Here is a 14023-nt window from a genome sequence, read left to right as displayed (position 1 = left end):
TCGAGACCCAAGCCTATCTAAAATCCGCCGTTCCGAATCGTTATCAGAATCTTCCGACGAGACTGGACGATAAAAAAACCCCGAGGGAAAACATCTCCCCCGGGGCCGATATAAACAAAAGTTTAAAGACTTCTTAACCTTCGTATCTTTCGATCAGCATAGAACCTGCAATTCCGCCGTGAGCGCAAGCGGTTATGACAACGCGCTTGGCTTTTGCATCTTCTTTCAGGTCCATGATCGCATTCGCTACTAGGCGGATTCCGGTCGCTCCGAACGGATGTCCGATCGCGATCGATCCTCCGTTAGGATTGATTTTCTTATCATCAAAACTTTTTTCCCAATCCCAACCGGTATCGAGTTTGAGTTGTTCCAAAGCTGCCACTGCAGTTGCCGCAAACGCTTCGTGAATTTCTACATAATCGATATCTTGGATTTTTAAGCCTACGTCTTGCAATAAGCCTTCAGTCGAATATGCTTGTCCGACTCCCATCAAGTTCGGATTGACTCCCTTCATTCTCCAGCCGGAAAGAACCGCCTCTATCTTAAGTCCTAATTCCTTAGCTTTTTCAACAGTAGTTAAAATCACTCCTGCAGCGCCGTCGGAACGAGGACTAGCGTTGAAAATGGAAACGGTCGGTCCATGAGAAGCGGTCAAGTCCTTTGCGTATTTTGTTTTGAACTCGTCGAACTTCATCTGAGGATTGTCGAAGAGAAGCATCGCGCGACCCATACGGCTGGGGTTCTCTACCAGACCTTCGCGGAGACCGACTGCCTCGTCGATGGCAAGTTCGGTACCGTCTTCGTCTTTAACCGGAATTATATACGGAGCGTATCTTCCCGCTTTAGAAGCTTCTAATGCACGCTTAAATGATTCGAATGCCAGTTTATCCGTAAGCTCTCTGGAAAGATTATAATTCTGAGCGAGAATCTCCGCAGTAACCTGCATGCCGTAAGAAGTCTCACCGTCACCCAATCCGTCCTCAAGAGTATCTCTTAATTCTACTCCTTCTGGAAGATTGTCGGGTAGAAGCTTCTTCAATTTGTCCAATGACCCGGCTTTTTTGTTCAAACGGGCATTCTTTACGACAAATGGCATGGACGTTTGGGATTCTTCGCCGATCACTAAATATACCTGGCCTTCGCCCAGAATAATACGGCGAGCCGCTTCGGAAAGGGCTTCGATTCCGGAAACGCAGTTGTTGGAAACGGTGATCGAAGGCACTTCGTCGCGCAAACCGATCAGGTTCGCGATTACACGAGCAGAGTTCGGCGCGTTAGAGAATCCTTCTCCAACTACGATTCCGTCAAACTGCTCTTTCTTTAATCCGCTCTTTGCGATGATATCTTCGGCCACGATGCGGCCTAGATGATGTCCGGGATAAGGTCCCAGGGCTTTCGCAATTTGAGCGAAGGGAGTTCTACGTGGCGTGCATATCGCCAATTTTTTCTCGAGTTTCATAGTCTATCTCCAGACATTAGTCTTACTTCTGTTACTGATTTAATTAAATATTTCACGATTCACCTTCCGGCACTCCGCCTTCGGGAAATTCGGTTACGCGTGCGAATCCGGTTACCAATTGTTCGGGAGGCTTCTTAGGCCGAGCCTTGCTTACGGAAACTACGAGGAGGTCATCCAAAGATTCGGCTAAAATTTCTCCCGTCACTGAATCGGTGATTTCTTGGCGCATTCTACTCCAAATTTTTTCAAAGTTCCGAATCCAAGTCCTTACTCTAGCTTTTCTTCCGGGAATCAAAGGTCGATGGTAGCGGATTTTTCCGCCCATATAAAATAAGGTCGTGTCCATCGCTACTAAGTCTTCCAGAGAAAGACCGGAATCCGCGGTAAAATGCCATCGCCCCTCTTCCAGAAGGCGCCAATAATGGGAAGGGTTGTACTCTCCGAACGGATTTCGTTCGCAATAAAACAAATCCCGATCGGTAGCGGCGCGCTCGCAACGGCCCGAAAATGGAAGAATAGATTCAAACGACGCCACTAAGGCCTCGGCGCTTTCCTCCGAAGTGAGAACTTGCAATGGTTGCCCGCCTTTTTCAATGCGAACCAAGGTACGAATTTCCGCGGCGATCTTTCCGTTAGGCCCGAGAATTTCCTGAGTGAATAGCACTACCCCGGTTTCTCCAGGGCGAGTCTCCGTCCGAATTCCCAGTTCCGTATTTTCCATCTGCTGTGCAAGAAAACGTATATCCGAAGCGATCGTAGTTATTCGAACAGACTCCTCGACCATCCGCTTCCAATCGTATCCTGCTTCTTCCAGAATCCGGTATCGGTCTCCGAGACAGGCGTCTTCGTAGGTTCGACTAGTCGTATGTCGTTGAGTATCCAGGTCCGAAAACCTGGTCTTGACCGTATGTAATTCGGATACAGACATGAGAGAACTTCCTGGCACTAGGTTAGACATGGCCGAAATCGGGGCAACAAAAAATACAGAACGTTCGTTCTGGTTTTTTATTCACTAATCCCAAATTCTATTGACGGGAAGAGGAATTTAGAGAGATAATGAAAATATCCAAGAATTAGCCAAATGACAGCGCAGAGAAAGAAGCGAGACTCCGGGGCTAGCGTCCGGGAACGGATCCTAGACACTGCCACAGAACTTTTCTACAAACAAGGATTCTCTAATACCGGGATGAGACAAATTATCCAGGAATCGGGATCCGTTGCGGCTAGTTTGTACGACCATTTCCCCTCTAAAAAAGAGCTCGGAATCGCGTACCTTGCCCGGCAAGAAGAAAAGACTTTGGCGGACCTCAGTTCCTTAATGGATCGATATCCGGAAGTGCAGGAGTTCCTTCGGGCTTGGGTTATTCTCAAAGAGAGACAAATTCGGCACGCAGAATTTCATGGAGACCCGTTTGCCGGTTTTGCGAATCAGGTTATGGATTCCGACCCGGAATATACGGAATTCCTAAAGGGAATCGCGGATAAGTGGATCCGAATGATCCGGGAATACCTGAGCCGAGCCGTCGCTTCCGGTCAGCTTGCCAGAAACATGGATATCCATTATATCGCTAGACGAGTATTGATGGCTTACCACGGGTCTATTACTCTATGGAGAATGACCAAGGATCTGAGATACATTCGTGAAATGGAAGATTCATTGCGTGAAATCTTCGAAGAATACACGATTCGATAAGAATTCGATTTTTATCGAATATGATTCCTTATCGCTTCTTCTTAGGCTTAGTCGATTTTTTTCCCACTGCTTTCTTTTTCGGAGAGCTTGTCTTTTTCGGCGCAGCTTTCTTTTTAGCGGTCGCGACTTTTCTAGATTTAACTTTTTTTGCAGTCGCAGGAATCACGCCATCTGCATCCTGTTTAGCGGATTTAGGTTTAATCGGAAGCGGATCTTTCTTTTCTTCCGACGTAATCAAGGAACTCAAACATTCGATTCCCAAAGGTCCGAGATATAGATTCAAATGGCCGTATTCGGGAATTTCCACGTCGTCAAAATGCCCCAGCCGAGCGCTTTGCCAGGGGCGAACGATAAAATCACCCCGGGTAAAAATCGCTTGGACATTATGAAATGTAGAGTATGTCTCTACGACTTCTCGAACCAGTTTTGATCCAGGCATCATTTGCCAAGTACATGGAAAGATAGGCGCAGTGTATGCCATGTACGTTCCGTGCAAAGGAGAACCCATCGTAAAGATTTTACGAACCCTGTCTCTTCCTTTGTAACTCAGTCCTGCCGCAATCAGACCGCCCATGGAATGCCCGACTATATAGCAATCCTTGATTCCCTTTTCTAAAATGAAATTCTCTAATAATTTACTCTTCTTGCGAATATCTCCGGTTTGAAAACCGAGCGGGACAGCATAAACAGGATGTCCCAGCGATACCAAACGATCTCGCATCGCTTTCCAAGTAATATTACGTCCCAAAAATCCGGTGACCAGCACGATAGGACGTTTGTGACCATCCGTATGATCCGGTAGCGTCACAAAAATTCCGATAATATTGCTGACCAAATAATAGAAGTTATAATAGAATTCGGCGAGATGCTGAACGATGACGGGACGAACGGAACGATTTTCGGGAAAATAAGTTAAATGATCTTTCTTCATGAGGCTGAATCCGAATTTTGCGGACGCTCCGATGTGAAGGTTCTTCGAGTTCCTCTCCTGCGCAAACAGAATTTTATCGTAAATCCTCCCCGTTTAGCTCGGATCAAAGGCAGGACGAAGCAAAAGCAAATTCACTTTCTAAACGCTTAAAAGAAGGAGCGCCAAGACTCGACTACTCCTCGGAAAATGAAGAAAGTTCTACTACTCTTTTTTGAACTTTAGAGATGCAGAATTGATACAATAACGTAATCCTGTAGGAGCTGGTCCGTCCGGAAAGACATGGCCTAAATGTCCTCCGCAACGAGCGCAATGGACTTCCGTCCGAGTCATTCCATGGCTAGTATCCGTTTCCGATACGACCCCTTTTTCCGTTGCCGGTTTATAAAAGGAAGGCCATCCGCTACCTGACTCGTACTTCGTATCCGAATTGAAAAGTTCCGCTCCGCAGGCCGCGCATAGATACTTTCCTTTTTCTTTATTATAATAATATTCTCCGGTAAACGCCCTTTCGGTTCCCTTTTCCCGCAGTATCCGGTACTGGTCGGAAGTGAGGACCTTTTTCCATTCTTCTTCGGATTTCTGCACTTCGTAGCTCATCTTATTTCCCTTCGACTTTTCCTTCGGTTCTCCGTAACTCGGAGAGCAGGTTCCACTTAGCATAGCTGCCCATAGGGGTATTATGCAAAGAAGAAATACAGGCTTATTCATGGCTTTTTTCTCCCGCTATACACTTCGACGGGATTTAAAAAGGTTACGTTCGAATTGGATGAAAATTCCCTAAAAGTTCGATTATCAAATGATTTTAGATTCTTTAGTTCGAATCGAAGTTATAACATCAAAGCAATATAGAGAACACCCGTTCGGAAAACTTAGATCCATTCGGAAAAGCGGGTACAGCTTGACAACACCCTCCTAAGAGAGTAAACCTTACCTTCAAAGTTCTGCGGAGGAAACGCGATGATTCAAGGAAACTATTTCCAAGATAATGAAGATCTATTATTGCATTTTGATACTCTTATTGATTGGGAAGAGGCGATACTCGCCTATGAAGGTAATTTCGGTGATGCAGCCAAGTTCAAGGAAACCGGCGACGAACGTTATGCTTATGCGCCGTCTAGCGTAGAGGAAGCTAAGGAATACTATCATTCCATTCTCGAATCGTTAGGTGAAATGATGGGAGATTTCGTAGCGCCTCGTAGCAAGGAAATGGACCAGATCGGACTAAAATACGAAAACGGTAAAGTAACATTCCCGAAAGCCCAAGAAGAATGTTACAAAACTCTAAAGGACTCCGGATTGATGCCGATATCGATCAGTCGCAAATACGGCGGACTCGGTTTACCGGTAATGGTTCAATCTATGATGTGCGAAATCGCAGCGCGAGCCGATGCCGCATTTTGCTTAGCGTACGGAAACATAAACATCGTAGAAATTATGGAAAGATTCGCATCGGAAGAAATGTGCAAAGAATGGCTTCCTAAAATTGCCGCGGGAGAATTCAGTGCGGCGATGGCGTTGACGGAACCCAACTACGGATCCGATCTTCCGAACGTTCAGACAAAAGCGGTTCAAGCTCCCGACGGAACATGGAAAATTACCGGAGCGAAGCGATTTATCACTCATGCATGCGGTTATATAGATTCGCCTTCCGTGATCTTAACGTTAGCGAGAACCGGTTCTCCCGAAAGCGGGGCACGAGGGCTATCTTTCTTTTTGGTTCAAGGCAAGGACGTTCATATCGCAGGGGTCGAGCATAAGATGGGATTACATTGTTCTCCCACTTGCGAAGTCGTGTTCGAAAATGCCCCCGGTCTACTGATCGGAAAAACCGGTTATGGTCTCGTGAAATACTCGATGGGAATGATGAATGCCGCTCGTTTAACGATCGCCACTCAATCCCTTGGAATTGCGACCGCGGCGTATTTCGAAGCGGATAAATACGCATCCGAAAGGATTCAATTCGGGAAGCCGATACGCCAGATCCCGGCAGTGAAAAAAATGTTGGATAGGATGGAACGTGAAATTCTAGCCACTCGTTGCTTAATCTCCGAAACGGGTAGAGCCATCGAACTTTATCATTGGCGTAAAGAGCGAATGATAAAGGAAGAAGGAAAAAGCGAGCGCGATGTAAGCCAGGATGAAACCATCCGCCGCTGGGAAAAACTTGCGGATTTATTCACCCCTATGAGCAAGTATTATGCTTCCGAAGGTTGTGTTTCCATCGCTTCCGAAGCTTTACAAATTCATGGAGGAAGCGGATATACCGAAGATTACGACGTAGCTCGTATATATAGAGACAGTCGTATTACGACCATCTATGAAGGAACCACCCAATTGCAAATCGTAGCCGCAATCGGAGGAGTAGTTTCCGGGATGTCTCCGACAGGAAGTCTTCGTCAATATATTGAAACCGAACTGGCTAGTTTTAAACCGTCCGAAGATTTGAAAAAACTTTGGGAATATGTGGAAACCACCGTTCAGAAATTCAAAGCGATCACAGACAGTCAGGTGAAAGATACGTTAGCTTTCGAAACGGTAGAGAACGCAGCTCGACTGGTATGCGGACTTCTTTTGGAAAAATCTCTCCTAAAATCAAACGGAGATTCCAAGAAAAAACGGGAAGAAGCATCCAAAGCCTATAATATAGATTCCTTAGCAATTGCCGAAGGAAATTTATTCAAACTAGAGAGAGCTTCTCGTCAGGCAGTCGCCGTTTAAGTCCTTTCATGGGATCATCGGCAGCGTAACAACCTATCGGTGATCCCGTTCTTGCATTGCGCTGCTGTCGGTTTTATTCCGAAAAAAACGATTCGTCACTAACTCGGAGTAAAATCGGCGGTAGTTCGACAGAAGACAAAAAATTCGTATTAAATTTCTTTAATCTTCTTTACTTTCTTTTTTTTCCGTCGGGAGACGGGGTATTTCACCGGTTGTGACCCCGACGACGATTCGATTCAAATTATGCTGATGCAACATCCTGCGGTAAGTCATTTCGGAAGTTAAGGCCGAAAGTCTTGCCGTAATCGATTCGATCCGGCTCGTTCTTCCCGTCCGATAACTCGCGACCTGTGATTGAGCGGTTTCCTGGGCTAAATTATATGCTTTTTCATATATGGTAAGAAGCCTCCGCGAATTCTTATATCCCTCGAACGCATTCCTAATCTCTTGAGACGCGGTCCTTCTAGTTTGAGACACGGTAAGTTTTGCCTGTTTCCGCTGGGAATCCGCGGCTCGATAGTTCTCAAGCTGTGCAAAAGGGGTGAGCGGAACCGTGACTTGGAATTGAGTAACGATATCCTTATTGTAGGTCGTTCCGGGAGTCGGAAAAGAATAATAATTGTTAAACGCAATTGTAGGTAAATATACGTTCGTCAATGCAACCGATTTATTCCATTCGCTCGCTTTGAGGCTTTTGTCCGAAGCAAGAACGTCGAACCGCTTCGTTAGAAATTCTTCCGGTTCCCGATCTACCGGAGCGTCGGGCAGATTATTACCTTGGTATCCGGCGACTTTAAGAGTCGGCTCGCTCCCGGCCATGGTAAACAATGTGATCCGCACCTGCTCCAATTGAAATTTAGTGTCTCCGAGCGAAGCTTCCGCATTCGATAATCTGGTTTCCGCCGAAAGAAGCTCGGACCTCATAATTCTACCTAAGGAATAAAGTCTCCTCCGTTCCTGCACGTCCTCCAATGTCAGATCGAAAGTTTGCTGCGCGAAGCGCAAGTTCTCCTCCAACATTAGAAAATTAAAATATGCTTGAGCTAATTCCAGATACATTCTACCGGCTTCATGTTTCGCTTCCAATCTTCTCTGCTCGGTGGTGAACTTTGCCGATTTAAAACTTAAAAACGAAGTGACCATCGTGTTGATCGGAACACTCAATAGAATACGAGAACCTGCCGTCGCGGTCGGAGAGATCGTGGTAGTAGAACCGCCCGAAGAGGACGGGATTAGCAATGCGCCGGGACCGTACTTGTCCAGATTGGCTTGCAACTGATTATCCGCCGAGATTTGCTGAGCCAAGGAAGCAGTCGGAGTCGGGTGGACTGGCGGCGTCGTATAAAATTTGTTATACACGTACGATAAAGTGGGAAGAAAGCCCGCGAATTGCGCCCATTTTTGAGCTTCCGCCTGTTCAACGGTTTCGTTTCTAAGAGCAATCCGTTCCGTCCTCTCTACGGCGAGAATGTATAAATCTTCCAGAGAGACCGCATAACGTGACGACGCCCTTTCCACATCCTGAGTCGTGACTCCGGTCACTTGCTTTAAATTATCTTCGACAATGCCGTCCTTTAGTTTGACTTCATCCGAAGTTAGCGAAGTCGAGGAGGCGCAAGAAACAAAAAAATGAAGAATGAAGCATATACAGACAGCGAGAAAAAAAAGATTTTTTTTATCTAGTATGGGATAACTTATCATTCGATTCCTTTTCCATAAGAAAATACGCGGCCGGCACCACGATAAAAGTAATAAGAGTCGAGAGAACCAGTCCCCCCAAGATGGTAATCGCCATCGGCACCCGAGTCTCGGAACCCGGTCCCAGCGCTAAAGCAGGCGGGATGGCTGCCGCAATTGACGCAAACGAAGTCATCAACACCGGTCGCAAACGAACAGGGCACCCTTCTCGAATCGCCTCCGCAATGCTTTTTCCTTGCGAACGGACATGGTTTACGAATTCGACTAATAGGATAGAGTTCTTCTTAACAAGCCCGAGTAACATGATTAAACCGATAAAGCTATACATATTGAATGATTGTTTCGTAATATAAAGCGCAATTAAGGCTCCGGAAAAACTGAAAGGCATCGCTAATAAAATATAAAGCGGTTGCTTTAAGCTATTGAACTGACTCGCTAAAATCATGTACGACATCACAATTCCCATAACAAGGGCGAATAACAGACTACTCGCTGACTCTCCGGCAGTCTTCGCGGAACCTGTCACATCCACCGAATACCCTTCAGGAAGCACTTCTTTTGCGATTCGTAGGGATTCTTCCGTCGATTTGTTTTGTCCGACCGCTACGGGAGGATTCCCGAATATTTTAATCGTACGGTCCCGGTTAACGCGAGTAATATTCTTTAGGGTATTCGTGGCTTGAAGTACCAGAACGTCTTTTAAGCGCACGAATTCACCATACGTGTTACGCACGCTTATGTTCGGTATGATATCCGCTTTTTCTCCCTGCTCCTTGTTAATCTTAACACGAACATCGTAACTTCTTCCGTTTTCGGTAAATCTACTGACTTTCTTTCCGCCCATCAGAGGTCCGATCGTGTTTCCTATGTTCGCCATGCTAACGCCTCTCAAGGCGGCCGATTCTCTATTAGGTAAAATACGGACTTCCGGTTGTCCTGAAACGTAATCCGTATCTATGTCCAATAGAACTCCGCTTTGATCCAAGCGATTTCGAATTTCGTCGGAGACTTTGGCTAGATTTGCCCAGTCCGGTCCTGATAGAACTAACTCGACAGGATATCCTCTTCCTGCACTAAAACCCCTTTGCGACAAGTCTTGAACGGAAAATTTACATTCAGGAACCAGAGCCTTTAAATCTTTCCGTAAATCCGCAAAGATTTCGTTCTGAGTTACCTCTCGCCCCGTCTTCTTACTCTTCGGCCGTTGCCCCATGTCTTTAACCGAAACAAAAAACATCGCCCCATTGGATTCCGTTCCGCCCATTCCGCCTATATTGGACATATACTTGGAAATTTCCGGTTTCTTGAGAAGATACTCTTCCACCTTCTTCATGGCTTCGTCCGTCCGGTAGATGGAAGAGCCGATCGGCATCTTTGCCCGAATGATGAAGCGCCCCATATCCTGAGGAGGAATAAATTCCTTTTTGAGTAGCAGTAAAAATCCAAGAGAGAGAGCGAACAAAAGTGTAGCCGCGAAAAGGATCGCTTTCGGATAAGCAATTACGTAATCGAGCACCTTACCATAAATACGCTCCGAAAATTGAAGGAATCTTTCGATAATCGGATCCATCTTTTTAAAGAAGGAAATCGGCGCGATCGCTATCTTAAGTTTGGAGATCGTTTGCTCGAATCGATTCTGACCGGACACGGGCTCGGGAAAGCGTATCGCCGTCTTTCCACCTCGTTTTTTGTGTTCTTGTAGTTTATGTTCCCGATAACGAGAAGCTCTCATCGGAGTAAAACTCAAAGCTTCGAACAAAGAAAGAGCTACGGCAACGGCGACCGTCACTCCGAATTCCAGAAAATATCTACCGATGATTCCGGACATGAAAGCGACTGGAAGAAAAATCGCGATAATCGCCAGAGTGGCGGCTAACGCGGCGAATCTGATTTCAGACGCCCCGTCCAACGCAGCTTGAAACCAAGTCTTCCCCATCTCTCGATGCCGGCTGATATTCTCTAGGACCATAATGGCATCGTCTACGACGATACCTACGGCAAGAGAAAGCCCGAGAAGCGTAAAGGTATTCAGCGTGAATCCCGCAAAATATAATATTAAGAAAGTTCCCATCACCGAAGTGGGAATTGCAAGCAGGACGTTCCAAGTACTGCTCCAACTTCCCAAAAACAATCTGCAGACAAAACCCGTAAGAAGCGCGGAAAGTACCAGCGTAAAGATCAGCTCCTCGACGGAGTCGCGGATAAACGTGGTATTATCATTGGCGATGGATAGATCGTATCCTTTCGGAAGTGTCGGTTTTAATTCCTGCATCTTCTTCTTGATCAAATCGCCGACCTGAACCGCGTTAGCGCCTTTGAGTTTTTTAATCCCTAATCCGACAGCCGAAATTCCGTTAAAGCGCGATATCCTTCGGATTTCATCCAAGCCGTCTTCGACATGGGCGACTTCGCGAAGACGGACGGGGCGAAACATCGCGGCCCCACTTCGTGAGTTTATAAAGATATTCGAAAATTGCTCGACCGTGGGAACGTCACCGACCGCTCTCAACGAAACTTCCGAACTTTTGTTTTCCACTCTTCCGGAAGGTACTTCTATATTCTGTTCGGTTAACGTATTCGTAATATCATTGACGGTCAATTCCGCCCGGGTCAACCGTATCGGATCCAAGAAGACGTTGATAGTCCTATCCACGTATCCGCCTAAAATGATTTCGCCGACTCCCGATATCTCTTGGAATTTATCTTTGAGATGCGATTTCACGAAGATCATTTTCTCTTGGTCCGTTCGGCCGGCGGCAGTCAGCGAAACCCAAATGATAGGCGTATCATCCGGGTTGGACTTCATCAAGATCGGTGGATCCAAGGCATCCGGCAGTTTATTTTGAACTTGAGCGATTTTCGTTTGAATTTCCTGGATCGCTACGTCGACATCCCTCTTCAATTCGAGTTCGACCGTGATTGTTGCGGAGTTATCGGTGGATACGGAGCGAACTTCTACTACGCCCTGAACCGTAAGTAAAACTTCTTCGATCGGATCGACCACGTCGGTTTCCATTACCGAAGCATTGGCGCCCTCTAGATTCAACGTAACGTTTACTATGGGGAAGTCCACGTCCGGCATTTGCGAAAGCCCCATTCGGGAAAAACCGATTGCGCCTAGTAAAATAATGCCGATCATCATCATCCACGCGAAGATCGGGTTACGAATGGAAACTTCTGATAATTGCAAAAGAGCCTCTAATTAATGCGGAATCGGTCCTGAAAAACGAGATTTACGTTCATTTTTCAGACCTCCCTTTTTATCGCCGGTGCCGGATTTTTTCTTGTCCAGAAGGAACATTCCAATATGAAATTCCCATGTCTTTTCGACTTCTCGAACCCGATAAAGGGATACTTCTTTCCGATGCAATCTCGACAAACACGATTCTAAAAGGGAAGGAATTTCCTCCAGGAACTTGGATCCTAGCTGACTTTCAGTCTCAAGGAAGGGGACGCAAAAATCGAGCCTGGGCAATACTAGGTGACGAGCCTTTCGTATTCTCTGGAAAGTTTCGTTCGACCGGAGAACTACCCTCCCCGAATCTTTTTTCCCTTTTCATCGGGGTCTCCGTCGCTAAAGCATTGTTATCAACCTATCCTTCATTACACCAATCGGGCGATCTTAAAATCAAATGGCCGAACGATATATTCGTGAACGGTAAGAAAGTTTGCGGAATTTTAATAGAAACCGAAAAAGAAGGAGAGGACTGGGATTGGATCGTCGGAATCGGGATTAATCTTTTCGGAAAAAGTTTCTCGGAAGAATTGCCCGAAGCCGGATTTGTGACGTCACTTGAGACCGAGTCTGGAAGAAGAAACCGTTTCTTAGAAACGCTCTTACCGTTGTTAAATGACGCGACTTTATCCCTCGCCGACGGAAAAACATATCTTTCATTTATTAATGAACGACTTCTATGGAAAGAAAATACGATCGCCTATACCGAAAACGGAGTTCCACAAACCGCAATATTATTGGGAGTAGATGATTCCGGACGCTTACTCGTTCGATCTCCTTCCGGGGAAATCACCGAATTCATTGACAGTCCGGAAGATTTTAGATCCCTGGGTTAGGAATGATTCTAGTTATAGATGTCGGTAATACGAATACCGTTTTCGGAATTTATAGGGACGGTTCCAAAGAACCTATCTTTCATAGGCGAACCGTAACGAGAAGGGATCGGACCTCCGATGAAATGGGCCTTTTTCTACGAGGGTTTCTACGGGAATTTGAAATCGATAGCTCGCAGATTCGCGGAGGAATATATTCTTCGGTAGTTCCACAATTGAATCCAATCTTAGAAAGAATGATCCAAGATTGGTTTAAGATCGATCCGATCGGAGTTCATTACCAAATGAAGCTCCCGTTCGGAATTAAATATCCGAGACCGTTCGAGATCGGAGCCGACCGTTTGGTGAACGCCGCGGCTGCGGTTGTCGATCATCCGGGAAAAAGTATCATCATCGACTTAGGCACTGCAACGACGTTTTGCGTAGTCGACGAATCTCCGAATTACTTAGGAGGAGTGATTGCACCCGGCTTAAAGGGATCCATGGATGCTCTCACAAGAAATGCCGCCCAGTTGCCGCCGATCATATTCCAGGCGCCGACGAAGATACTAGGCGATTCCACGATCGAATCCATCCAAGCGGGTTTTTTTTACGGATGGATCGGTTTATTGGAAGGTATCATACGAGAAATTAAAAAAAGATACGGACAAGAGTACACCGTGATCGGGACCGGCGGATTGGTTACTACAATTCACGCAGCTCATCCCGGAATTTTCGATAAAATCGAACCTTTGCTAACTTTACGTGGATTACAATTTCTATATGAATTGAATCATTAATGCGATTCGATGAAAGATTAGGATTAAAATGAACGATATCCAAGAATACACTGCCGACCTGCAGATAGACAATTTCAGCGTGGTCGAAACTTCGGCTCTGCATCCGACTCAACTCTGTCTTGGATTCCGCGAAGTTCAATACAGAATCGGACAATTTAAAGAAATGTCTCCGGACGATCTGGATGCATATTTAAAAGAGAATTATCTTCCTATCGTGATCGGCCCGGACAAGCGGCCTTACGTCGTCGATCATCATCATCGCGCTCGTGCGATCGAACTCACCGATATGCGCGATACGGTTTATATTAAAGTTTTAAAAAACTGTTCAGAGTGGCAAGAAAGAGACTTCTGGCTAATGATGCGGGAAAATGCTTGGGTATACTTATTCGACAAGGATGGAAACCCTGCGGAAACGGAGGAGATTCCTTCTCGCTTGGAAGATCTGCAAGACGATAAATATAGAAGTTTAGCCTGGGCGGTGCGTAAAGCAGGCGCTTACGAAAAATCGGACAAACCCTTTCAAGAGTTCCTATGGGGGGATTTTTTTCGACAGCGAATCGATTTTGAAGATACGGAAGACGGATTTCAAACGGCCGTAAATAAGGCGGTCGAACTTTGCAAAACTCATGATGCAAAACATCTCCCAGGGTTCATTAAAAAATAAGCATTCATACTCT

The 14023-nt window shown here is 46.0% G+C and carries 11 protein-coding genes; 5 read left to right on the top strand and 6 right to left on the bottom strand.

Translation table 11 applies throughout. The annotated features are described in order from the left end of the window. Positions 1–133 precede the first annotated feature (133 nt). Both LEP1GSC058_RS16675 and LEP1GSC058_RS16670 read right to left on the bottom strand, forming a co-directional pair. Complete coding sequence (locus LEP1GSC058_RS16675) at positions 134–1459, bottom strand: thiolase family protein (protein WP_010414977.1); 1326 nt, start codon at positions 1457–1459, stop codon at positions 134–136. A gap of 52 nt (positions 1460–1511) precedes the next feature. Next, on the bottom strand, positions 1512–2387 hold the full coding sequence (locus LEP1GSC058_RS16670) for a thioesterase family protein (protein ID WP_016551033.1): 876 nt from the start codon (positions 2385–2387) through the stop codon (positions 1512–1514). A gap of 153 nt (positions 2388–2540) precedes the next feature. Here LEP1GSC058_RS16670 and LEP1GSC058_RS16665 point away from each other — a divergent pair, with 153 nt between their 5' ends. Next, positions 2541–3152, top strand: coding sequence for a TetR/AcrR family transcriptional regulator (locus LEP1GSC058_RS16665; RefSeq protein ID WP_016549393.1), 612 nt, complete (start codon positions 2541–2543; stop codon positions 3150–3152). A gap of 28 nt (positions 3153–3180) precedes the next feature. Here the strand turns inward: LEP1GSC058_RS16665 and LEP1GSC058_RS16660 are convergent, their stop codons facing one another. Both LEP1GSC058_RS16660 and msrB read right to left on the bottom strand, forming a co-directional pair. Continuing rightward, a complete protein-coding gene (locus LEP1GSC058_RS16660) occupies positions 3181–4083 on the bottom strand; it encodes an esterase/lipase family protein (RefSeq protein ID WP_016550484.1) in 903 nt (300 codons plus the stop codon). 201 nt (positions 4084–4284) lie between these two features. Then, the gene (gene msrB, locus LEP1GSC058_RS16655; protein WP_198014427.1) at positions 4285–4680 is read right to left on the bottom strand and encodes a peptide-methionine (R)-S-oxide reductase MsrB; all 396 of its coding nucleotides are present in this window, start codon (positions 4678–4680) and stop codon (positions 4285–4287) included. Positions 4681–5040: 360 nt separating this feature from the next. Between msrB and LEP1GSC058_RS16650 the strand changes: the two genes are divergently transcribed. Continuing rightward, entirely contained in the window at positions 5041–6801 is a 1761-nt protein-coding gene (locus LEP1GSC058_RS16650; RefSeq protein ID WP_016549987.1) for an acyl-CoA dehydrogenase family protein, read from the top strand. Positions 6802–6960: 159 nt separating this feature from the next. Here LEP1GSC058_RS16650 and LEP1GSC058_RS16645 read toward each other — a convergent pair whose 3' ends face one another. Both LEP1GSC058_RS16645 and LEP1GSC058_RS16640 read right to left on the bottom strand, forming a co-directional pair. Then, entirely contained in the window at positions 6961–8502 is a 1542-nt protein-coding gene (locus LEP1GSC058_RS16645; RefSeq protein ID WP_016549394.1) for a TolC family protein, read from the bottom strand. Next, on the bottom strand, positions 8477–11644 hold the full coding sequence (locus tag LEP1GSC058_RS16640) for an efflux RND transporter permease subunit (protein WP_016550560.1): 3168 nt from the start codon (positions 11642–11644) through the stop codon (positions 8477–8479). Before LEP1GSC058_RS16640 ends, LEP1GSC058_RS16645 begins: the two co-directional genes overlap by 26 nt. Positions 11645–11817: 173 nt before the next feature. On the opposite strand from LEP1GSC058_RS16640, the gene LEP1GSC058_RS16635 reads away from it, so the two are divergent. From LEP1GSC058_RS16635 to LEP1GSC058_RS16625, 3 genes are read left to right on the top strand one after another with little or no spacing between them, the layout of a single operon-like run. Next, entirely contained in the window at positions 11818–12570 is a 753-nt protein-coding gene (locus LEP1GSC058_RS16635; protein ID WP_016550758.1) for a biotin--[acetyl-CoA-carboxylase] ligase, read from the top strand. A gap of 2 nt (positions 12571–12572) precedes the next feature. Next, complete coding sequence (locus LEP1GSC058_RS16630) at positions 12573–13346, top strand: type III pantothenate kinase (protein WP_016550737.1); 774 nt, start codon at positions 12573–12575, stop codon at positions 13344–13346. A 28-nt stretch (positions 13347–13374) separates the two neighbouring features. Then, on the top strand, positions 13375–14010 hold the full coding sequence (locus LEP1GSC058_RS16625; RefSeq protein ID WP_016549563.1) for a ParB-like protein: 636 nt from the start codon (positions 13375–13377) through the stop codon (positions 14008–14010). The last annotated feature ends 13 nt before the right edge of the window (positions 14011–14023 follow it).

Source organism: Leptospira fainei serovar Hurstbridge str. BUT 6, from assembly GCF_000306235.2.
Lineage (GTDB): Bacteria > Spirochaetota > Leptospiria > Leptospirales > Leptospiraceae > Leptospira_B > Leptospira_B fainei.
This window is presented reverse-complemented; position numbering and strand designations above follow the sequence as displayed.

Excerpts from the sequence above, each read along its gene's own strand:
- LEP1GSC058_RS16675 (WP_010414977.1), bottom strand. The coding sequence starts at position 1,459 with ATGAAACTCGAGAAAAAATTGGCGATATGCACGCCACGTAGAACTCCC.
- LEP1GSC058_RS16670 (WP_016551033.1), bottom strand. The coding sequence starts at position 2,387 with ATGTCTGTATCCGAATTACATACGGTCAAGACCAGGTTTTCGGACCTG.
- LEP1GSC058_RS16665 (WP_016549393.1), top strand. The coding sequence starts at position 2,541 with ATGACAGCGCAGAGAAAGAAGCGAGACTCCGGGGCTAGCGTCCGGGAA.
- LEP1GSC058_RS16660 (WP_016550484.1), bottom strand. The coding sequence starts at position 4,083 with ATGAAGAAAGATCATTTAACTTATTTTCCCGAAAATCGTTCCGTTCGT.
- msrB (WP_198014427.1), bottom strand. The coding sequence starts at position 4,680 with ATGAGCTACGAAGTGCAGAAATCCGAAGAAGAATGGAAAAAGGTCCTC.
- LEP1GSC058_RS16650 (WP_016549987.1), top strand. The coding sequence starts at position 5,041 with ATGATTCAAGGAAACTATTTCCAAGATAATGAAGATCTATTATTGCAT.
- LEP1GSC058_RS16645 (WP_016549394.1), bottom strand. The coding sequence starts at position 8,502 with ATGATAAGTTATCCCATACTAGATAAAAAAAATCTTTTTTTTCTCGCT.
- LEP1GSC058_RS16640 (WP_016550560.1), bottom strand. The coding sequence starts at position 11,644 with ATGATGATGATCGGCATTATTTTACTAGGCGCAATCGGTTTTTCCCGA.
- LEP1GSC058_RS16635 (WP_016550758.1), top strand. The coding sequence starts at position 11,818 with ATGTCTTTTCGACTTCTCGAACCCGATAAAGGGATACTTCTTTCCGAT.
- LEP1GSC058_RS16630 (WP_016550737.1), top strand. The coding sequence starts at position 12,573 with ATGATTCTAGTTATAGATGTCGGTAATACGAATACCGTTTTCGGAATT.
- LEP1GSC058_RS16625 (WP_016549563.1), top strand. The coding sequence starts at position 13,375 with ATGAACGATATCCAAGAATACACTGCCGACCTGCAGATAGACAATTTC.